17 protein-coding genes are annotated in these 21916 nt (G+C 62.3%); 8 read left to right on the top strand and 9 right to left on the bottom strand.

Annotated features, from left to right (window positions below; genetic code table 11):
* The first annotated feature begins 176 nt into the window (after positions 1-176).
* From rarD to C7H85_RS10725, 3 genes are all read left to right on the top strand, one after another.
* Positions 177-1097 (top strand): EamA family transporter RarD, encoded by a 921-nt coding sequence (gene rarD / locus C7H85_RS10735; RefSeq protein ID WP_106729713.1) that lies wholly within the window; start codon positions 177-179, stop codon positions 1095-1097.
* A gap of 4 nt (positions 1098-1101) precedes the next feature.
* Positions 1102-1890 (top strand): AraC family transcriptional regulator, encoded by a 789-nt coding sequence (locus tag C7H85_RS10730; RefSeq protein ID WP_106729712.1) that lies wholly within the window; start codon positions 1102-1104, stop codon positions 1888-1890.
* A 62-nt stretch (positions 1891-1952) separates the two neighbouring features.
* Positions 1953-2588 carry a LysE family translocator gene (locus C7H85_RS10725; RefSeq protein WP_106729711.1) on the top strand — a complete coding sequence of 212 codons (636 nt, stop codon included), beginning with the start codon at positions 1953-1955 and terminating at the stop codon, positions 2586-2588.
* A gap of 22 nt (positions 2589-2610) precedes the next feature.
* Here the strand turns inward: C7H85_RS10725 and C7H85_RS10720 are convergent, their stop codons facing one another.
* From C7H85_RS10720 to lptM, 8 genes are all read right to left on the bottom strand, one after another.
* Positions 2611-2883, bottom strand: coding sequence for a YecH family metal-binding protein (locus C7H85_RS10720; RefSeq protein WP_106729710.1), 273 nt, complete (start codon positions 2881-2883; stop codon positions 2611-2613).
* A 34-nt stretch (positions 2884-2917) separates the two neighbouring features.
* Positions 2918-5086 carry a DNA helicase II gene (uvrD, locus tag C7H85_RS10715; protein ID WP_106729709.1) on the bottom strand — a complete coding sequence of 723 codons (2169 nt, stop codon included), beginning with the start codon at positions 5084-5086 and terminating at the stop codon, positions 2918-2920.
* 35 nt (positions 5087-5121) lie between these two features.
* Positions 5122-5829 carry an HAD-IA family hydrolase gene (locus tag C7H85_RS10710; RefSeq protein WP_106729708.1) on the bottom strand — a complete coding sequence of 236 codons (708 nt, stop codon included), beginning with the start codon at positions 5827-5829 and terminating at the stop codon, positions 5122-5124.
* Between the two features lie 80 nt (positions 5830-5909).
* Positions 5910-6839 carry a tyrosine recombinase XerC gene (gene xerC, locus C7H85_RS10705; RefSeq protein WP_106729707.1) on the bottom strand — a complete coding sequence of 310 codons (930 nt, stop codon included), beginning with the start codon at positions 6837-6839 and terminating at the stop codon, positions 5910-5912.
* Positions 6826-7509: a DUF484 family protein gene (locus C7H85_RS10700; protein ID WP_106729706.1), complete on the bottom strand. Its 684-nt coding sequence runs from the start codon at positions 7507-7509 to the stop codon at positions 6826-6828. Before C7H85_RS10700 ends, xerC begins: the two co-directional genes overlap by 14 nt.
* Positions 7506-8333: a diaminopimelate epimerase gene (gene dapF, locus C7H85_RS10695; RefSeq protein ID WP_342749336.1), complete on the bottom strand. Its 828-nt coding sequence runs from the start codon at positions 8331-8333 to the stop codon at positions 7506-7508. Before dapF ends, C7H85_RS10700 begins: the two co-directional genes overlap by 4 nt.
* A gap of 9 nt (positions 8334-8342) precedes the next feature.
* A complete protein-coding gene (gene lysA / locus C7H85_RS10690) occupies positions 8343-9599 on the bottom strand; it encodes a diaminopimelate decarboxylase (protein ID WP_106729705.1) in 1257 nt (418 codons plus the stop codon).
* An 11-nt stretch (positions 9600-9610) separates the two neighbouring features.
* Positions 9611-9733, bottom strand: coding sequence for an LPS translocon maturation chaperone LptM (lptM, locus tag C7H85_RS19720; protein WP_158260080.1), 123 nt, complete (start codon positions 9731-9733; stop codon positions 9611-9613).
* Between the two features lie 72 nt (positions 9734-9805).
* On the opposite strand from lptM, the gene cyaY reads away from it, so the two are divergent.
* On the top strand, positions 9806-10117 hold the full coding sequence (cyaY, locus tag C7H85_RS10685; protein WP_106729704.1) for an iron donor protein CyaY: 312 nt from the start codon (positions 9806-9808) through the stop codon (positions 10115-10117).
* A 793-nt stretch (positions 10118-10910) separates the two neighbouring features.
* Positions 10911-11513 (top strand): hypothetical protein, encoded by a 603-nt coding sequence (locus tag C7H85_RS10680; RefSeq protein ID WP_210433628.1) that lies wholly within the window; start codon positions 10911-10913, stop codon positions 11511-11513.
* 138 nt (positions 11514-11651) lie between these two features.
* Here C7H85_RS10680 and C7H85_RS20100 read toward each other — a convergent pair whose 3' ends face one another.
* Positions 11652-16583: a peroxidase family protein gene (locus C7H85_RS20100; RefSeq protein WP_106729702.1), complete on the bottom strand. Its 4932-nt coding sequence runs from the start codon at positions 16581-16583 to the stop codon at positions 11652-11654.
* 901 nt (positions 16584-17484) lie between these two features.
* On the opposite strand from C7H85_RS20100, the gene C7H85_RS10670 reads away from it, so the two are divergent.
* Genes C7H85_RS10670 through C7H85_RS10660 form a run of 3 tightly spaced genes read left to right on the top strand, consistent with a single transcriptional unit; the run spans position 17485 to position 21910 of the window.
* A complete protein-coding gene (locus C7H85_RS10670) occupies positions 17485-19218 on the top strand; it encodes a type I secretion system permease/ATPase (protein ID WP_106729701.1) in 1734 nt (577 codons plus the stop codon).
* Between the two features lie 6 nt (positions 19219-19224).
* A complete protein-coding gene (locus C7H85_RS10665; RefSeq protein ID WP_210433627.1) occupies positions 19225-20565 on the top strand; it encodes an HlyD family type I secretion periplasmic adaptor subunit in 1341 nt (446 codons plus the stop codon).
* 1 nt (position 20566) lies between these two features.
* Positions 20567-21910, top strand: a complete 1344-nt coding sequence (locus C7H85_RS10660; protein WP_210433626.1) for a TolC family outer membrane protein — start codon at positions 20567-20569, stop codon at positions 21908-21910.
* Positions 21911-21916: the final 6 nt, after the last annotated feature.

The raw sequence follows: 21916 nt of genomic DNA, 5'->3' as shown, positions 1-21916 counted from the left end.
GTTCTCTTCAAGGGAAGGGGCATTGTAAAGCAGGGGGCGACAACAATAAACCGGGCCCGGCGTCGCGGCAGGCACCGGCACGGGTCCGGGCCGGCTATTTAGTTACATTTGCTACTGGTAAGCCCCCCGGGATTGTGGCTAAACTGGCTTTCTGCCCTCTCACCAGATTTCTGACCATGGAAAAAGACCAAGCCGCCCAAGGCGCCCTGTACGCCCTGGGTGCCTATTTCCTGTGGGGTATCGCCCCCATCTATTTCAAGCAGCTGACGGCGGTGCCGGCCTTCGAGATCCTGACCCACAGGGTGATCTGGTCTTTCCTGCTGCTGCTGGCACTGATCAGCGCCCTCGGCTATTGGCCCCGGGTCAGGGCCCTGCTGCGCGAGCCGCGCCAGTTGCTGATGCTGCTGTTGTCGTCGGTCACCATCGGCCTCAACTGGCTGGTGTTCATCTGGGCGGTCAACAACGACCATATGCTGGATGCCAGCCTGGGCTACTACATCAACCCGCTGTTCAACATCGTGCTGGCCATGCTGTTCCTGGGCGAGCGCTTCCGCCCCATGCAGTGGCTGGCGGTGGGGCTGGCCGGCCTGGGCGTCGTCATCCAGATACTGGTGTTCGGCAGCCTGCCCTGGGTGGCGCTGGTGCTGGCGTTGTCTTTCGGCTGCTACGGCCTGATCCGCAAGAAAGTCCCGGTCGACCCCTTTACCGGCCTGATGCTGGAAACCCTGGTGCTGCTGCCCGCCGCCGCCCTCTACCTGTGGGGCTTTGCCGACACCGCCACCAGCCACCTGGGCGACAACCCGCTCAGCCTGAACCTCTGGCTGATCTCTGCCGGCATCGTCACCACGGCGCCGCTGCTGCTGTTCGCCGGCGCCGCCAGGCGCCTGCGGCTGTCCACCCTCGGCTTCTTCCAGTACCTGGGCCCCAGCCTGATGTTCCTGCTGGCGGTGCTGCTCTACGACGAGCCCTTCACCCGGGACAAGGTGATCACCTTCGCCCTGATCTGGACCGCGCTGGTGATCTACACCCTCGATGGCCTGCGTCAGCGGCGGCGCAATGTTTTACAAAACAGCGGCGGCCCGGAGCCGCTAAAATAACCGGATGAGCGACGTCAAATACTGGAAATACCCGGGTCTGAGCGGCCTGGAGCTGTGCCTGGCGGATCATGTGGCCTTCCGCTACGGCCGCCATGTCCACCTCGACTACCATCTCGGCCTGGTCGAGCAGGGGGCGCAGAACTTCATCCACCAGGGCAGCTCGGCGCCGCTGGCGCCGGGCCAGCTGTCGCTGCTCAACCCGGACATCGCCCACGACGGCAGCTGCTTCGGCGATCTGGGCTTTCGGGTACGGGTGTTTTCCCTCGCCCCGGAGCTGATGGCCGCGCTGGCGCAAGAGCTGGAGCAGGCCCCGCCCTTTTTCGGCCGGCCCCTGCTGCACCAACCCCAACTCTACCGACAGAGCCTCGGGTTGCATCGGCAGCTGGAGCAAGGGACGCTGGCCCCGGAGGAAGCCGAGAGCCAACTGCTGGCCCTGCTGTCCGGCTTCTTCCCCTATCGTGACCAACGGCCGCTGGAGGCCGCCACCCTCGGCCGCCTGCGCGACCGGCTGCTGGCCGAACTGGACCAGCCCCACCCTCTGGAACAACTCGCCGCCGACGCCGGCCTCTCGCGCTTCCAGTTTTTGCGCCGGTTCAAGGCGGCCGTGGGCATAACGCCCCACGCCTACCTCCGGCGGCTGCGGCTGGAGGCCGCCAAGAAACACCTGGCCCGGGGCCGCGCCGTCGCCGACACCGCCCTGGCGGTAGGCTTTTTCGATCAGGCCCACTTCCACCGCGCCTTCGTGGCCGCCTATCGCATCACCCCCGCCCGCTTCCGCGCTCAGATGCAATAAGTTACAAGCCGGCGGCCCGCCGGCACCCTAGGCTGTGAGCATCCCCCTCACCGGAGCCGCACATGGATACATCCCTTCTTCTCACCATAGGATTCATTCACCTGGTGGCGCTGGCCAGCCCGGGGCCGGACCTGGCGCTGATGCTGCGCTTCTCGGCCCGGCGCCGGGCCGCCTTGGGCGCGGCCATCGGCATCGCCGCCGGCATACTGGTGCACAGCCTGCTCAGCCTCACCGGCATCAGCCTGCTGATCCAGGGCCACCCGCTGCTGTTTACCCTGGTCCGGCTGCTCGGCGCCGCCTACCTGGGCTGGCTGGGCTGGGGCGCACTCAGGGCGGCGCTGGCCCCCGCCCCGGACGCGCTCGGTGCCACCGCTGTAACCGGGCTGCCGGACAAGGGATTCTGGATCGGGTTCAACACCAATCTGCTCAACCCCAAGGCGCTGGTGTTCTTTGTGGGCCTGCTCGCCGCCCTGGTCGGGCCCGAGGTGAGCTGGCTGACCCGCGGCCTGCTGGTGCTGGAGCTGTTCCTGCTCAGCCTGCTGTGGTTCCTGGCCCTGGCTTGGTGGCTGTCGTCGCCCCGGGTGCAGACCCGGCTGCTGGCCTGGAGTCGGCCGATCAATGCCCTCTGCGGCCTGCTGTTCTGCGGCGTGGCCGGCTCCATCCTGTGGTTGGTGGCGGGGGAATTGACGAGGATATGACAGGGGCCGGCCCCTGAAAGGCTCAGTGCGCGCAGACTTCGGCGAAGTTGAGCTGCCAGCCCTGCTCGGTCAGCACCAGCTTGCCCTTGGCCTGCATGATGGGCAGCAGTTCGTCCAGGCTCAGATCCTGGTGGGAGCAGGTACAGAAACGGGCCGCCTTGCCGAAGCGTTCGGCCACAAAGGCGTGGATATGGGTGGCGGGCACCGGCCTGGCGTGGGCCAGCAGGGTGTGCAGCAAGTCATGGGCATGGGTCATCTCGGTCTCCGGATTGAACAAACGGCGCTGTTGTACCATTGCCGCCTGCTCCCGATGCTGATCGATATCAAACTCAGAGCGCTTCCAGCCTGGCGTAGGCGGTGACCAGCCACTTGGCGCCGCCGTCGTCGAAGTTGACCTGCACCCGGCTCTGGCCGCCGGCACCCTCGAAGTTGAGCACTATGCCTTCGCCAAACTTGGGGTGCAGCACCCGCTGGCCCAGGCGGAAACCGGTCTGGTCGAAGGTCTCCTGCACCCGGTCCTGGCTGAAGCGGCCGTTGGGCAGGGCCCGGGTGACTTTCGCCTTGAGCCGGATCTCCTCCAGGCAGTCGGTGGGCAGCTCCTTGATGAAACGGCTGGGTCGGTGGAACATCTCCCGGCCGTAGAGGCGGCGACTCTCCGCATGGCTGATATAGAGCTTGTGCATGGCCCGGGTCATGCCCACGTAGGCCAGCCGGCGCTCCTCCTCCAGCCGCCGGCTCTCTTCCGCCGACAGCTGGCTGGGGAACATGCCCTCTTCCACCCCCACCATGAACACCAGCGGGAACTCCAGGCCCTTGGCCGAGTGCAGCGTCATCAGCTGTACCGCGTCGTCGAACTGATCCGCCTGACCCTCGCCCGCCTCCAGTGCGGCATGGGACAGAAAGGCCGACAGCGGCGACATCTCGTCCTCCTCCGCCGGGCTGAACTGGCGGGTGGCGCTGACCAGCTCCTCCAGGTTCTCCACCCGGGACTGAGCCTTTTCGCCCTTTTCCGCCAGGTACATGGCCTTGAGCCCGGACAGCTCGATCACCCGGTCGGTCTGCAGGTGCAGCGGCAACTCCCGGGTGTCGTCCTCCAGCTGGTTGATCAGCGCCAGGAAACGGCTCACCGCCGAGGCCGCCCGGCCGGTGAGGATTTTTTCCTCCACCAGCGCCCAGGCCGACTGCCACAGGGTCAGCTGGCGGTCCCGGGCCGCGTCGCGAATCAGCCCCAGGGTGCGCTCGCCGATACCGCGGGTGGGGGTGTTGACGATGCGCTCGAACGACGCCTCGTCGCCCCGGTTGTTGATAAGGCGCAGGTAGCCGAGGGCGTCCTTGATCTCCTGCCGCTCGAAGAAGCGCAGGCCGCCGTAGATGCGGTAAGGCAGGCGCTCCTGGATCAGCGCCTCTTCCAGCACCCGGGACTGGGCGTTGTTGCGGTAGAGGATGGCGCTTTCGCTCAGGGCCCCGTCCTGCTGGCGCCACTGCTTGATGCGCTCCACCACGAAGCGGGCCTCGTCCACCTCGTTGAAGGCGCTGTACACGGCGATGGGCTCACCCTCGGCACCCTCGGTCCACAGCTCCTTGCCCATGCGCTCGGCGTTGTTGGCGATAAGGCGGTTGGCGGCCTTGAGGATGGTGCCGGTGGAGCGATAGTTCTGCTCCAGGCGGACGGTCTCGGCGCCGGGGAAGTCGGCCAGGAAGCGGGCGATGTTCTCCACCCGGGCTCCGCGCCAGCCGTAGATGGACTGATCGTCGTCGCCCACTATCATCACCCGGGCCCGCTCGCCGGCCAGCATCCGCAGCCAGGCGTACTGGATGCTGTTGGTGTCCTGGAACTCATCCACCAGGATATGGCGGAATCGGTCCTGATAATGCTGCAGTATGTGCGGCTTGTTGAGCCACAGCTCGTGGGCGCGCAGCAACAGCTCGGCGAAGTCGACCAGCCCGGCCCGGTCGCAGGTGTCCTGGTAGACCTGGTAGATCTGGCGGTAGGTTTTCTGCAGCGGGTCGTTGATCACCTGGATATCGCCCGGGCGCAGGCCCTCGTCCTTGCGGGCGTTGATAAAGCCGGCGGCCTGGCGCGGCGGCCATTGTTTCTCGTCCAGGTTCAGGCTCTTGAGGATGCGGCGCAACAGCCGTAGTTGGTCGTCCGAGTCGAGGATCTGGAAATCCTGGGGCAGGTTAGCGTCCAGGTGGTGGGCGCGCAGCAGCCGGTGGGCCAGGCCGTGGAAGGTGCCGAGCCAGAGCCCGAACAGGCGCCCGCCCAGCAGTTGCTCCACCCGGCCGCGCATCTCGGCGGCCGCCTTGTTGGTGAAGGTCACCGCCAGTATGGCGGAGGCCGGCACCTGCTCTACCTGCATCAGCCAGGCGATGCGATGCACCAGCACCCGGGTCTTGCCGCTGCCGGCCCCGGCCAGCACCAGCATGTTCTGGGAAGGGGCGGCCACCGCCTCTCTTTGCTTGTCGTTCATGCCGTCAAGCAGGCTGGATACATCCATCACATCTCCTGGGAATATTTACAGTATGTCGGCGATTATAACAGCTCCAGCAGCTGCTCCAACCGCTCCAGGGTCACCTGGGGCAGACAATGCAGATCCGCTTCGCTGCGACCGTTGTCGTTGAGCCACACCGCCTGGCAGCCACTGCGCACGGCGCCGGCCACGTCGGTGTTGATATGGTCGCCGACATGCAGGATCTCGGACGGCGCCACCCCCAGCCGTTCGGCCAGAGCCAGGAACATGTCCGGCGCCGGCTTCATCCGGCCATCGGGCCCGGCCCGGAGCACCGTCTCGAAATAGGGTGCCAGCTCGGTGCGCTCCAGCGGCAGGTTGCCGTTGGTGATCACCGCCAGCCGGTGGCGCAGGCCCAGGGTAGAGAGCACCCTGTGGGTCACCTCGGGCACCTGGATGCGGCCACGCTCGGCCAGAAAGCCCAGGTAATACTCCTCGGCGAGCATTGCGGCCCGCGCCTCGGCCACCCCCTGGCGGCGCAGGCCCTCGGTGAGCACCGCCCGCCGGCAGGCGCTGACATCGTGGGCCAGTTCGGGCCGCTCCTGCAGCAGTTGTCGCTTGACTGCCGCCAGTGATTCCTTGCCGAGCAGGGTGGACTCGGGGTGATCCTGCTTGAGGGCGTCGAGCAGCCAGGTTTCCGCCGCCGCCATCACCGGTACGTTGTCGTACAGGGTGTCGTCCAGATCGAAGCTGAGTACCTTGACGGGGCCGAGTCGTTTGTAAAAGCGCATCCTGGGTTCCGGGTAAAGGGAGATGGGGGATGGGGGATTCTAACCAAAAAACCGGTGCCAGGTCTTGGAGATTAGGGCGGCTATTCCTCTTCCTTGCGCCGTTTGGCCCTGGGGTGGGCCTGGTCGTAGGCGTTGGCCAGGTGCTGGAAGTCGAGGTGGGTGTAGATCTGGGTGGTGGCGAGATCGGCATGGCCCAGCAGCTCCTGCACCGCGCGCAGATCGCCGCTCGATTCCAGCATATGGGTGGCGAAGGAGTGGCGCAGCTTGTGGGGATGGATATGGCTCGACAGCGCCTGTTTGCTGCCCCATTGAGCCAGGCGCAGCTGCACGCTGCGATGGGAAATGCGCCTGCGCTGCTGGCTGACGAACAGCGCAGGCTCATCCGGCCCGGCCAGTTCGCCCCGCACCGACAGCCATTTCCCCAGCCACTCCAGCGCCATCCGCCCCACCGGCAGGATACGCTCCTTGTTGCCCTTGCCGATCACCCGCAGCTGGCGCTCGGCAAACTGCACATCGCCCAGGTCGAGACTGACCAGCTCGGCCAGGCGCAGGCCGGAGGAATACATCAGCTCCATGATGGCCCGATCCCGCACCGCCAGCGGCTCGGACTCGCCGATGTTCATCAATTGGTGCAGCTCGTCCACGTCCAGGTTCTTGGGCAGGGGCCGGCCCTGCTTGGGGGCACTGACCCCCTTGGCCGGATTGGCGGCGAGCTGGCCCTGGAGGATCAGCCAGTCGCAGAAGCTGCGCAGGGCGCTGAGCTTGGCGGCGATGGAGCGGGGCGACAGACCCTGCTTGTGCAGGCGGGTGGCCAGGCCGCGCACATGGGCCACGGTCAGCTCCCGCCATCGGGTCAGGCGCAGCTCGGCCAGTTGCCCGGCCATGGCATGCAGGTGACGGCCGTAGCCGTCGCGAGTGTGGGCGCTCAGTTGGCGCTCCACCCGCAGGTATTCGATAAAGTCGGCGATGACCAAGGCCAGTTTCGGCGCGGCCGGCTCAGGCTTCGCCATCGGCCACCAGCCGGGGCAGCAGCAGGGCGAGGAAGTCGGCGAGCTGGCGGATGATCAGGGTATCCATGCCCAGCCGGTAGTGGCCGCTGTCGGCGCTGCCGAAGGCCAGCAGCCCCATTTCCCCTTGCCGCCCCAGGCGGATCAGGGCGCAGGAATTGACCAGGGCATCCCCGAACAGTCGCAGCTTCTCGTCTTTGCCGAGCCGGCCCAGGTACACGTCCTGGCCCGCCATCCGCTCCCGGTACAGCCGCTCCAGTTGTTCGCCATCCAGCGCCTGCGCCGACGGATGCCGGCGGGCGTCCGGTACCAGCCGCACCGCCGACACCCGCAACTGCTCCTGCAGGGTGCGGCGCATGCACCGCTCCAGCTCACCCAGGCGGGTACATTCGAACAGCCGGGGAAACAGGTCCAGATAGACCCGGAAGATGCGCTCGTTCTCCCCGGCCACCGTCATCAGCTGGGTGATCTCCTCTTCCAGCGCATGAATGCGCTGGCGCTGACGCTCCAGCTTGGCCTCCACCAGCGACACGCTGCCCCGTTGTTCGTGGGGCAGCCGCAGTTGCTCCAGCAGCCCCCGCTGGCGCACAAAGAAATCCGGTTGCGCCGCCAGATACTCGGCAATCCGGGTATCGTCCAGGCTGATTTCCGCCCGTTGGGTTCTGTCGGTCATAGGTTAATCTGTCCGTCGAAGACGTGTTCCGCCGGGCCGGTCATGTACACCGGCTTGCCCGGCCCCTTCCAGGCAATGGTGAGGGTGCCGCCGGGCAGGTGTACCTGCACCCGGTCGGCCAGTTTGCCCCAGCTCATGCCCATCACCGCCGCCGCGCAGGCGCCGGTGCCGCAGGCCAGGGTCTCGCCGGCGCCGCGCTCATGCACCCGCAGCTTGATCTCCCGGGCGTTGAGGAGCTGCATAAAGCCGACGTTGACCCGGGCCGGGAAGCGCTCGTGGTTCTCCAGCTCGGGGCCCAGGGTAGCCACCAGCTCGGTGTCGATGTCGTCCACTTCCAGCACGCAATGGGGATTGCCCATGGACACGGCGCCGCACAGTACCGTCTGCTCTTCGGCCCGGATCAGGTAGGTCTTTTCCGCCTTCTGCGCCTTGAACGGAATATTGGCCGGCTCGAACTCGGGCACCCCCATGTTGACGGTGACCTGGTTGTCCTTTTCGAGCTGCAGCACTATGTTGCCCTTCTGGGTGCTGACGTTGATCCTGTCCTTGTTGGTCAGCCCCTTGAGCCGCACAAAACGGGCGAAACAGCGGGCGCCGTTGCCGCACTGCTCCACCTCGGAGCCGTCGGCGTTGAAGATGCGGTAGTGGAAGTCGAGCTCGGGATCATAGGGCGGTTCCACCAACAGCAGTTGATCGAAGCCGATCCCGAAGTGACGGTCGGCGAGCTGCCTTATCACCTCGGGATTGAAAAATACCTTCTGGGTAACGCCGTCGACCACCATAAAGTCGTTGCCGAGCCCATGCATTTTGGAAAAGTGGATCACGCTAACCCCTCAGGCGCCGGGCAGCAGGCTTTCGCCCCGCCACAGCTCGGTCAGTTGTTCCCGCTCGCGCACCACAAAGGCCTGATCCCCGTCTACCATGATCTCGGCGGCGCGGGGGCGGCTGTTGTAGTTGGAGGCCATCACAAAACCATAGGCGCCGGCGGAGCGCACCGCCAGCAGATCCCCCTCGGTAATCGACAGTGTACGGTCCTTGCCGATAAAGTCGCCGGTTTCGCACACCGGACCCACCACGTCGTAGACGGCGGCGTCACGCTGCAGGGTGGAATCGACCGGAATGATGGCCTGCCAGGCGCTGTACAGCGCCGGGCGGATCAGATCGTTCATGGCGGCGTCGACGATGGCGAAATTCCTGGCCTCACCCGGCTTGAGGTGCTCCACCCGGGTCAGCAGCACGCCGGCGTTGGCGGCAATGGCCCGGCCCGGCTCGAACACCAGGGTCAGGTTGCGGTCCTGCAGGCGGGCCTTGAGCTGCTCGGCGTAGCGGCTGGGCTCGGGCGGTGCCTCCTGGTCGTAGCGCACCCCCAGGCCGCCGCCCACGTCCAGGTGATGGATATGGATGCCGTCCTCGGCCAGGCCGTCGATCAGCACCAGCAGCTTGTCCACCGCCTCGAGGAAGGGCGCCAGCTCGGTGAGCTGGGAGCCGATATGGCAGTCGACGCCGTTGACCTCGAGGTGAGGCAGGGCCGCCGCCTGGCGATAGATGTCCCGGGCCTGCTCGATGGGAATGCCGAACTTGTTTTCCTTGAGGCCGGTGGAGATATAGGGATGGGTACCGGCGTCGATATCCGGGTTGACCCGGATGGACACCGGCGCCTTGAGACCCATCTCGCCCGCCACCCGGTTGATGCGCTCCAGTTCCGCCACCGACTCGACGTTGAAACAGAAAATCTGCTGCTCCAGGGCGAAGCGGATTTCGTCGACCCGCTTGCCGACCCCGGAAAACACCACCTTGCGCGGATCGCCGCCGGCGGCGATCACCCGGCTCAATTCCCCCTTGGAGACGATATCGAAGCCCGAGCCCAGCCGCGCCAGCACGTTCAGCACCGCCAGGTTGGAGTTGGCCTTGACCGCATAACAGATCAGGTGGTCGACCTCACCGGCCGCCTGATCGAAGGCTTTCCAGTGACGCTCCAGGGTGGCGCGGGAGTATATATAAAGAGGGGTGCCGTGCTGCTCGGCTAAACGAGTAAGATCGCAGGCTTCGCCATAGAGGCGGCCATCGTCCTGATAATTAAAGTAATCCAAGGTAGTTTCCTTTACGACTGCTCAACCCGGGGCTGCTCCTGCTGCGCTTCGGGCAGGGTCAGTGGCCCCTTGAGGCCACAACCCGCCAGGCTCAGGGCCAGGGCAACCAGCGCGGTCAGCTTGAATTTGTTCATCGTATGACTGTGAATATGGTTCCAGGCTCTTATAATCGCATTCAGATTCTCAAAAGCAATAGGAAGCGGACGATGAAAGACAGTGAATTCCATGCCTTGGCGGACGCCATTTACCAGCATATCGAAGAGTGTATCGACCGGAGCGGAATCGATATCGACTGCGAGACCATCGGCGGCGTGATGACCCTGACCTTCGAAAACGGCGTCAAGTTCGTGATCAACCGCCAGGAGCCGCTGCACCAGATCTGGCTGGCCACCCGGGAAAACGGCCACCACTTCGCCCTGCAGGGGGACAAGTGGATCGACAACCGCCAGGGGCACGAACTGCTGAGCTGGCTCAGCCTGCAGGCCCGGCGCCAGGGTGGCGTCGAACTCCCCCTCTGACGCTTGTACAGACAACAATCGGGTCCGGCGAGTCCGGGCCTGTTGCTTTTTCAAGCAACCAGAGCGTGCAAAAATCAACCGGGAATGGGATAATCCGCCCCTGATGCCGGATAGACAAACCCACCCGAGTCTAACTTCGATTTGTTACCTACCCGGGCACCCCTCCATCACCGGCCCGGCAAACTGAAACTAAGTTACCGGATCGGCTTCCTTCGAACACCCTCCCCTGCTTTTTTTTGGCGACACTAAAAAAACTTTGTCGCCATTATGATACATACCGATAAAAAGATTCATTCAGACCTTTGTGACGATACCAACGGCCTTGCCGACGCCCCCGGAAACCACCAACAATGGATTGCAAAATAGTTACTTAGTGCAAAAATACGGCGTCTCCTCCCAACTTCCATCACGCCAGATTGATGATTTTTCACCCGGTCCTTTTTGAAGCTCAAGCCCCGTCACAACAGTACCATGCGAGTACTCACTACCAATAGTGTCTGCATATAACGTCACTTTTTCAGGATAAATCCTGCTTGAACCCCCTCAGGGGCGATGGTACCTTCTCGCTCACTTTTTGATCATAAGGCGATCAGAAAGCGCCCATGGGAAAGTAAACAACGGGAGGGGTACAACCAGACGTAATGGTTTGCCCCTGTATCTGGAGAGCCCCGAGGGGCACGGTCAGCCTGGGTAGTGGATATGCATAACCACCCGGGATACGGCCGATAACATTGACAAGTGGAATGAAGCCATTATGAACACACTCACTTCATTGATTCAAAATGAGACTTTTATGGAACTGCTGCGCATGGGTATCGTCTATGTGCATCTGTTGGCCTGCTGTGTCGCCGTCGGCCTGGTGCTGACCAGCGATATTTCCATGGCAAAGAAAATGCTGAAACATGGCGCGGCCGCCACCTTCGACAAACCACACTTCAACAGCCTGCAGAAGGTGGTTTCCCTGTCGCTGGCCATCCTCTGGCTCACCGGCATCAGCATTATCGGACTGGACGTATCGGGCGCGGGCCTGGAATACTTCAACAACCCTAAATTGCAGGCCAAGATCATCATAGTGTCGCTGCTGACCCTGAACGGCATACTGCTGCATAACACCGTGATGCCGCTGATGCTCAAGGCCGGCGCCATGCTCCGGATGACGCCCAATGCCCAGATGCTGGCCGTGACCAGCGGCACTTTCTCCGCCGTGTCCTGGTTCTATGCCGCCATGCTGGGGATTGCCCGCCCGCTGTCCTGGAAATACTCCCTGACCGAGGTGATGGCCTTCTACCCGCTGCTGATTGTCGCAGGTATTACCGGCATGCTGGCGCTGATCAGCGTGGCACGCCGCCGGGACAACGGCCAGTATTCACTGTTCGCCAACCGCCAGTACGCCTGAAACGGCGCCTGAACCAAGCCCCCAAAAATGCCCCGAAACGATTCGGGGCATTTTTTATTTGGCACATATAAAAAGGCCACCCGGAACACCGGGTGGCCTTGCCTTATTCAGCCACTGCAGGCTTCGGTATTACCCTGCTCAGGCAGCCAGGATAAAGTCCGCTTCCACCACTGCCGTTACCCCCACCAGAGTGATGCTGCTGCCACCGATGGTAACGATGGCATCCACACCGCCGTCGGTAATCACGACCTGGCTGGCGAAGTTGGCGCTGGTGACGCCCAGGGCGGAGATATCCATCAGGTCCTGACCGGAGGTAAAGTCCTGAATGGTATCCAGACCGAAGTTGGCCTGGGAGAAGGCGAAGGTGTCGTTGCCGGCGGCACCGATAAGCAGGTCGTTACCGGTCCCCCCATCCAACACATCGTCCCCCTCCTGACCATTCAGGGTGTCGTTCCCCGCCGCACCATAGAGTGCGTCGTTACCCAGCCCCCCCACCAACAGGTCGTCCCCGCCCTGGCCGGTCATGAAGTCGCTACCATCACCACCATAGAGGTTGTCGTTGCCCTGGCCACCATAGAGCATGTCATCTCCGGCGTTGCCTGCCATAAGGTCGTTACCATGGCCCCCATAGAGACTGTCATTGCCCAGGCCCCCTTGTAGCTGGTCATCCCCGGCGTTACCGGCGAGAAAATCGTTGCCGACCCCACCGAAGAGGACATCGTTGCCACCCTGGCCATAGAGCAGGTCGTCTCCGGCGTTGCCGCCAAGGGTGTCGTTGTTGCCACCGCCGTAGAGGGTATCGTTACCCGCACCACCGGCAAGCTGATCGTCCCCGCCATGACCATTCAGCAGGTCGTCGCCATCATCCCCGTAGAGGGTATCGGTGCCCGCCCCCCCCAGCAGCACATCGTTGCCTCCCTGGCCATGCAACGAATCATTCCCGTTGGCGCCCGACAGCCAGTCATCACCTCCTGAACCGAGCAGTTGATCGTCGCCCGCGAAACCCCGGGCAATGTCATTGCCGAGCGTCAGCGACACAATATCGCCGAGGGCCGAACCCGAGTAGAGATCCCCCACCACTCCGGTCGGTACCGATGCCACTGTTTCCAGGAAGCCGACATCGTCACTAAAAGACACCACCACCCGCAACTGCTGACCGACCTGATCCTGGGTCGGCGTAAAGGTCGCCCCGACCGCCCCCGCTATATTGACAAAGGTCAGGCCACTGCCCACCTGCCACTGATAGCTGAAGGTCGAGTTGTTGGTGCCATTCAGATCGACGAGCGAGCCGAGACCGGCGGTCAGCTCCTGCCCCTCGGTGGGGGTGGTATCGTTGACCTCGGGGGTGCCCGATGCCAGCAGGTTGCCGCTGACCAGATCCATGGTGACATCGCTGAACTGCAGCCGCTCGATATTGCGCAGCAAGTCGCTGCCATCCAGCAGGGTGCCGCGGGCGTGCGTCACCGTCCAGCTGAGGTCGGCCGGGTTTTCCACGATATCGTAGCTGGCCATCACGTCCGAATAGACGGCGGTATCGATATCCCCGACCTGGCCGCCATTCAGGATTTCCCGCACTATGCTGAGCTGACCGGGGTTGATCTCGCCGGAGAACATGCGGGATTCGATATCCTTGAGGCTCTCGATGGAGGTCAGGCCATCCACGCCGCTGACCGCGATACGCACGTTGAGCCAGGCGTCGCCGTCGATAATATCGTTGGCGCCCTTGCCGGTGATGATATCGCTGCCACCGCCACCCATGATGATATTACCGGCGTTTTCGCCACTGTTGAAAATCACCGCATCCGGGTCGTTGGTAGGATTGGCGTTGGCCCTGATGCCGAGGATGTCGATCAGGCCATCGATACGATCCACCCCGGCCTGGGTTAGCTCATGGCCGACCATGGTCAGTTCGGCATCCAGCTCAGCCCCTTCGGGATCAACCATGCCCCGATCATCGCCGATCAGCACATCGTCATGGATCCATCCGGATACCCCCTCCACCCGATCGAAGCGGTTGCGCAGGATATCCTCGAAATCCGTTTCGAACACCCGCAGTCGCAAGTCGGAGTCGGCGGCAAGGGGATTGTTCTTGTGGGTAATCCAGTCGAAGCCGAGCATGCCTTCGTTACGGCTGATACCGGTGTTCTGCACCATGATATCGTCGCCGGACTCGCCGTCGAAGTCGGTATCGTTACCGCCACCGAGCATGACGTCGTGGCCGATGATGGAACTGTTGAAGAACAGTTCGGAGTTTTCCCCGGCGAGGGTATCGAAGCGCGGGCCGCCCTCCAGCCAGTCGTCCCCCTCATTACCGAGGATAAAGCTGGGGCCGTCACCGGCATAGATAAAGTCATCACCGGTACCGCCGAAGATTTCCTTGCTGTCGGGACCGCCGATAATATAGTCGGTACCGCCACCACCGAAGATCAAGTCCAGGTCACCGGGGCCGGTATGGATCACGTCGTTGCCGTCGTCGCCGTGGATGACGTCGTTGTCGCCGGAGTCGGTGATGATATCATCGCCGGCACCACCATGGATGGTATCCACCCCATAGCCGCCTTCGAGCCGGTCGTTGCCGCCGTCGCCCCAGAGGGTATCGTCACCCTTGCCGCCGATCAGGGTATCCATCTCTTCAGTACCACCGAGCACTACGTGGTCGGCACCGGTATAGTGCAGGTAGTCCCAGTCGCCGTCATTGTCGATATCCCGCCGCACCACAAAGGGGCTGAGGGCATTGAGGATGGGATCATCCTGAGTCGGATCCGGACCTATCTGCAGGGCTTCGTTCATTTCCAGGATATGGCTGACCGACTGGAAGATGGCGCCGGGCAGGTGGGATGAACCGGGGCTGCCCAGGTCGGTGTTGGCCATAATCAGCTTGGCGAAGGAGTTGTTTTCCAGCTCGTTCAGCAGGTTCAGGCCCTGGGTCCGGCTCAGGTAGTAGAAGCGATCCCCTTCCTGCAGGTTTTCCAGCTGCACCTCGAACACGAAGTTGAAGGTAGGGCCAAGGAAGCCGCCGAACGGCATATTCTCCTCGGCCAGGCCGCCAACCCAGAAGTCCACATCGTTCAGGCCGGTTTCCATTCCGGCCCAGCTGCCGGTGCTGTTAAGGTAATCCACCCTGTCACCAGGCGCACCATCTCCCCCCATCACCAACAGGGTAGCGGCATCCCGCTTGCCTGCCAGCGTGGTCTCCGCGGTGATGGAGCCATGGGTACCGTAGGCAGCGATAAAGTTGATAATGGACGCCGGGTTCTTGATGTTCTGGGCAAAATCCACCCAGCTGTCGTAGGGGCGCAGCTGGCTGTCGCCGGAGGCTTCAAAGAACTGGGCCCGGGCATGGTTAAGCGAGGGCACGCCCACATCCCGGCCCCGGGCGATATTGATGGTCGCCAGATCCAGCGGCAAGCCCAGCAGATTGTTGCGCAGGGCACTGGTCACGAACTCATCGATCTCGTTGCCGGTCTGCCGGGTCATGCCGCGAATAATGGCGCCGGCGGCGGCGTCCGCATCCACCCCACTATTATTGAACTCGATGGGATTGAGGAAAGCCTGGATCAACCCGATGGGATCCTCGGTCATGTCCATATTTACCCGATCGATGGTATCGGTCAGCATGGAGTGGCCGAAGCGGTACACCACATGGGCAAACTCGGCGACGATGGCCGGATCGATATCCGCGTTATTGGAGAAGAAGAAGGGGTCTATCGCCGGCTGTATGGTGCGGGCGAATTCTTCGAACACCAAGTGCTGGTATTCCATTTCGGTAACGAAGCGCGCCGCCTGGAACAGATACTCCCCGTTCCATACGCCCGGAGACAATTGCCACTGGGCGATATAGTCCGCATCGCCGCTGGCCAGTATCAGATCCTGCACATGTTCCACCAGGCGGTTGTGCTCGGAGTGGAACACATGGTGTACCGTGGTCAGGCCGATATTTTCGTTGCCGCGGCCGTCGCCGGTAATAAAGTGAGCTTCCAGCAGGGCGGCATCGTAGGCGGTCGGATCGGGCACGCCATCCACCAGCACCGGTACCGCCGCATGAGCGATATCATCCAGGAAGGCATGGCCGGTGCGCAACGCGCCTTCGGTGCTGACGCCACCCTCGGTTCCTTCCAGCAGACTGCCGTCCGCCATCACCAGCTGGGCATAGCCGTTGGCACCGGGAATAAACTTGCCGTAAAGGTCGGTGGCCAGCAGCGGCACATTGAGCACATCTGCATCGGTCAGTGCAATACCCAACATATCCAGGGCCTGGGCCTTGACCTCGGCCCAGTTGGCCAGGCCGCCGGTGGCGCCGTCCAGCAGGTGACCGGTGGACACCGGATTACCGGCACCGTCCAGCTCGTATTCCCGCAGAAACACCTGGTGGGAAGCGTGGGAGGTATAGGTCTGGTTCTGGTCGACAAAAGGGGTGGTCTGGTTGACCTGGGTACGGATTTCTTCCCCGTTGGGGCCGATAAAGACCTCGTTGGTGGCCCGGGTCAGGATCATAAAGTTGGTGGGACTGCCTTCCACAAACAAGGGATCGTCGGGTTGCAGCGGAATAAAGACGCTGCCGTTGTCACCTTTGTTGATCAAGTCCAGACCATGGTCGAAAAACTGGCCAAAGAAGGTCATCCAGGAGTTAAAAGGCGCGGTCAGGCCCTCATCCGGCGCCTGGTTGGGAATAAAGAAGTCGCCATTGTTCGCAATACCTGATCCAAAGTCGACCGTGCTGTCGGCCGCCGCCGCCGCCGCCGGATTGTCCTGTGATTGATCGACGATCAGGTTACTGATGGTTCTGGGCTGGGAGTCCACTACCCCGGCGCCGGTATTGTCGAGGTAGGAGGTGCCCATTTCCCCATCGCGGAATTCCGGATCCAGCAGTTGGGGCATGGGCTGATCGGCGGAGCCGAAATGCTCGGAGCCGGGCAGGAAGTTATTAAAAGAACCGTCGACGGTGCGTACACCCCAGGGCAGCAAGGGCTCGGGGATCATGTCCGCCAGGTTTTCCCCGGCCGCATGCCGCTCGGAGATATGGATCTGTTGCAATATAAAGTCCAGATCGTTTTGAGTTAACTTAACCATGATAGCCACTCCATTTGGCTTGGCTTCACCCGGAGATGATTAAATAATCCCCCTCCGGAGAGAAACCATTTTTCCAATAACCAGGTGCCGCCATCTTTATTCGATAACAGCGCCAGGCAGATAGCAGAGATAAAATATTACCCGTACCTATTACCCACCCGCTCTTTACTTAAAAAGTAAAGAGCTCCTGCTTGGCAATTAACTATTACCAATTATTGAAAGGAACAGGATGAATAAGCTCACCGCGCCTGAAAATACAGGAAACGGCAAGAATGGCGGGGGATCATGCCCCCGGAACAGATATTTCCGATGAACGGCTTGAGCTTCCATGGCTTCCCTCCATGGCACATATCAATGCTGGCTCAAGTGAGACTGACAGCGAAATTCCCTTTCTCGCCAGCGTGACTTATCAATAACCGAGCGGTGGCCGCCTGGTGCAACAACCCTGGCCGGGCGCAGATCCGCTCTCCTTCCCTGGAGAGCCCGGCCACACCATCCCTGGGGGTCCTGCTGCCCGAACTGGCATCCAATTGGCTCCCGATTCGTTATTTAAATCCATATCCTTTTGTATATTAAAGGCTTATCCGACTATTAATGTTGCAATCCATATACTCTATTTAGTCGGTATTCGCCCATCCACCTGGCGCACTTGAGTTAATTAGTGGTGCATGGACACCGGACCGTCAAGGAAACCAATAGAAATTCACTTATCTTTTTTCTTGTAAAAAATCCATCCGACTTTTGGTTATTAAACTAGCCTGTAATTACGGGGAAATTGAAAGCTGGCCCAGGACGGACTGGCTTTGCGCTTAACCATTTTATAACCCATTGAAAAAACAAAAATGGGATTCAATCAAAGCTGGGTTGACCGCCATCGGGCGGCAACACGAGGGCCATAGTCATGAAACGGATTTCGACTTCAGGTTCCGAATTGGCACAGGTGCTGTTTCGCTTGCGTCGGACCTTTATCTCACTGGCTGCGTTTAGCGGTGTCGTCAACCTGCTGATGCTCACGCCGGCGGTCTACATGCTGCAAATCTACGACCGAGCTCTGGTCAGCAGCAACGTCAACACCCTGCTGATGCTTTCCCTGCTGGTCATCGGGCTCTACCTGTTGCTGGGTCTGCTGGAAATGGTTCGCTCCAGCGTGATGATTCGCGTCGGCAACCGCCTGGATACCAGCATCAACAAACGCATCTTCAGCGCCGCCTTCGAGCGCAACCTCAGGCGTTCCGGTGGATCCCCCTCCCAGGCACTGCAGGATCTGTCCCAGGTGCGCCAGTTCCTTACCGGCAACGGGTTGTTCGCCTTTTTCGACGCCCCCTGGACCCCGCTGTTCATCTTTATCGCCTACCTGATCCACCCCCTGCTCGGGCTGGTGTCGCTGGTCGGCTCGCTGATCCTGCTGAGCCTCGCCTGGCTGACGGAGAAAGTAACGCAATCGCCCCTGGCCGAAGCCAACCAGGCTTCGGTGCTGTCCGGCAACTTTGCCAACAACAACCTGCGCAACACCGAGGTGATCGAGGCCATGGGCATGCTGCCGGCCATTCGTAACCGCTGGTTCGGCCACCACCTGCGCACCCTGGAGATGCAGTCCCTGGCTTCCGACCGGGCCGCCTATATCAACGGCGCCGGGCGCTTCGTGCGGGTGACCCTGCAGTCCACGGTGCTGGGGGTCGGCGCCTGGCTGGCGATCCGGGGCGAAATCACCCCGGGCATGATGATCGCCTGCTCCATCCTCTCGGGCCGTGCGCTGGCGCCGGTGGAGCTGGCCATCTCCACCTGGAAGCAGCTGCTCGGCGCCCGCTCCTCCTGGCATCGTCTCACCGAGCTGCTGGAAGACTTTCCTGCCCGCTCTTCCCTGATGAGCCTGCCTAAACCCACCGGCAAGCTGAGCGCGGAAGGCCTGATCGCCACCATTCCGGGTACCAACCAGACCATACTGCGGGGCATCAACTTCAGCCTGCAGCCGGGCGAGGTCCTCGGCATCATCGGTCCTTCCGCCTCGGGGAAATCCACCCTGGCCCGCCTGCTGGTGGGGATCTGGCCCTCCCAGTACGGCACGGTGCGCCTCGATGATGCCGATGTGTTCCAGTGGAACAAGGAGGAACTCGGCCCCTGGCTGGGTTACCTGCCCCAGGATGTGGAGCTGTTCGAGGGCACCATCGCCGAGAACATCGCCCGCTTCGGCGACATCGACAGCGAGGCCATCGTCACCGCCGCCAAACGCGCCGGGGTACACGAAATGATCCTCCATTTTTCCCGGGGTTACGATACGGTGCTGGGCATGGATGGCTCCCCGCTCTCCGGCGGCCAGAAACAACGCATCGCCCTGGCGAGGGCCATGTATGGCGAGCCGGCGCTGATCGTGCTCGACGAGCCCAACTCCAACCTCGACGACATCGGCGAAGCCGCCCTGATCAAGGCCATTGCCGATATCAAGCGCCACCACACCACCCTGATCCTCATCACTCACCGTCCCAGCATACTGGCCGCGGTAGACAAGGTGCTGATGCTGAACGATGGCAACATGCAGGTGCTCGGCACCCGGGACGACGTTTTCGCCACCCTGCGCAAGGCCAACGTGGTATCGGCCAGTGCCGCCCCCCTGGCCTCGGTTAAAACAGCGGAGTAAATGATCATGGCAACGAATCAATATTACCTTCCCGCCGTCAAGGATCCGGCCGAGGTGCTGGACGTGGACGTCAAACGCCCGGTCAGATACGGCCTGCTGCTGATCCTCCTCGGCTTCGGCGGCTTCCTGGGCTGGTCCGGCCTGGCGCCGCTGGATGCCGGTATCGTCTCCAGCGCCACGGTCAACGTGACCAATAACCGCAAGACCATACAGCACCTGACCGGCGGCTATGTCGACGCCATCCTGGTGCGGGAAGGACAGCGGGTGACGCGGGGCCAGGAGCTATTGCGGCTGGACGCCACCCAGGCCACCGCGGAGCAGGGCGTAGTCAGCACCCAGTACATTATCGCCAGAACGGTCGAGGACCGGCTGCAGGCGGAACGCGACGGGCTGGATGACGTGTACTTCGACCCGGCGCTGCTGCAGCGATTTGCCGGCGATCCCCGGCTCGAGTCGGCCACCACCTTGCAGCGGCAGTTGTTCTTCACCCGGCGCAACGCCCTGAACGGCGAGATGAACATCCTCAATGAAAAGCTGAGCGGCGCGGAGGAGCGGGTAAAGGGGCTGGAGCAGATCCTGAGCATCCGCCAGGGCCAGCTCAGTAACTACCGGCAGGAACTGTCCGGGGTGCGGACCCTGGCGGCGGAAGGCTATGTGCCCCGCAACCGCCTGCTGGAGCTGGAACGCAGCGCCGCCGAAATCAACAGCAGCAGGGCGGAGAACCTGACCGAAATGGGCAGAACCCGCTCCGAAATAGCGGAACTCAAGCTGCAGATGCTGCAACTGAAGCAGAAATACCATCAGGAAGTAGAATCCCGCCTGACCGATCAGCAGAAAGAAACCGCCTCGCTGTTCGACCGGCTGCGGGCGCTGGATTATCAGGTGAACCACACCGTGATCCGCTCCCCCATCGATGGTTTCGTGCTCGGGCTCAACGTCTCTACCGTGGGCGGCGTTATCCAGTCCGGGGAGCAAATTATGGACATAGTGCCGGAAAACGAACCGCTGCAGGTCGACGCCATGATCCCCGTGCAGGGCATCGACCGGCTGGAGCCCGGCCTGCCCGTCGATATCGCCTTCCCGGCCTTCAACCACGCCCAGACCCCGAACATCCCCGGCCAGGTGATCACGGTGTCGGCCGACCGGCTGATGGACAAGGACAGCGGCCAGCCCTATTATCTAGCTGAAGTCGAGGTGCTGCCGGAGGGCATGGAGTTACTGGGCAGCAACCGGATCAGGGCCGGCATGCCCGCCACCGTGACCATCAAGACCGGTGAACGCAGCCTGCTGAGTTACCTGATGAAACCCCTGCTGGACAGGGTCGATAAAGCATTCAAGGAGCAATAATATGCGAGGGATAGCGTGCCTGATTGCCATGGGAAGTATTGCGGCAGCACCGGTGAAAGCCCTGGACCTGGAACAGGCCTGGACGCTGCTGCAACAGCAAGGACCTCGTTACCAGGCCGCTATCCATGAACGAAACGCCGGCGAGGAGCACAGGGCCATCGGCCGGGCCGGACTGCTCCCCAGCGTCAGCCTCTCCGCCTACCACAACGAAAACCGCGGCACCCTGAAGCAACCCGATGTCAGCGGACAACTGGTCTCTTCCGATCTCGACTACTCATCCCAGGCCGCCACTCTGCAACTGCGCCAGCCGTTGTTCAACAAGCAGAAAATGGCCGAATTCCGCCAGGGGGATCACCGGGCCGAACAGAGCGGGGCGGTGTTTGACGCCCGTCATCAGGAAGCGGCGGTACAGCTGGCCGAACGCTATTTCGATGTGTTGCTGGCCCACGAAACCATCGGCCTGGCCGAAGCCAAGCTCAACGCCTTCCAGCAGCAGCATGACGAGGCACAGCGTCGTTTCGAACTGGGTGACGGCACCGTGATCGATGTAGACCAGGCCATCGCCCGTCAGGACCTGGCCGAAGCCGAATTGATCGAAGCCCAGGATCGCATGATGGTCGCCCAGCAGCTGTTACAGGAGCTGCTGGGCGAGCCCCTGCAGCAGCTCGCCATCCTCAACGACGACTTTCACACCTCGGGGCTGCAGTCCGATGCCCTCGACGTCTGGCTCGACAAAGTGCTGTCGGCCAACCCGGTGATCCTCAGCCGGCGGCTCGAATCGGCGGTGGCCAACGAAGAAATCAACCTGGCCCGGAGCGGTCACTGGCCAACCCTCGATCTGGTGATGGGCTACACCGCCAACGAGAGTGACAGCGTCACCAGCCGTGAACAGCGTCAGGAATACGGCTGGCTCGGGGTCGAGTTCCGGATGCAGCTGTATTCCGGCGGTTTGAGCAGTGCCCAGGTGCGCCAGGCCGCCGCCGGCTACGAGCAGTCCTACCACACACTGCGGGCCACCCAGGAAGAGATGAGGACCATCGCCACCCGGGAGTTTCGCCGGGTACAGAGCAATGAAGCCCGGCTGAAGGCGCTGGAAAAGGCGGTGCTGTCCAGCGAACGGGCGGTACTGTCATCCCGCCGGGGCTTTATGTCCGGCACCAGCACCAACCTGGATATTCTCAATGCCGAAGAACAGGTATTTATCGCCAAACGGGATCTGCTGGAAGCCAAGGTCGGCTATCTGTTATCCCGCCTCCGGCTGAATGCGGTCGCCGGCGAAGTGGGTGTGGACGATATCCGTCAGCTCAATGCCTATCTGGGTCCGGTCACTTCAGTACGCTCCTGAGCCCAG

This window comes from Zobellella endophytica (assembly GCF_003012775.1).
GTDB classification, from domain to species: domain Bacteria; phylum Pseudomonadota; class Gammaproteobacteria; order Enterobacterales; family Aeromonadaceae; genus Oceanimonas; species Oceanimonas endophytica.
This window is presented reverse-complemented; position numbering and strand designations above follow the sequence as displayed.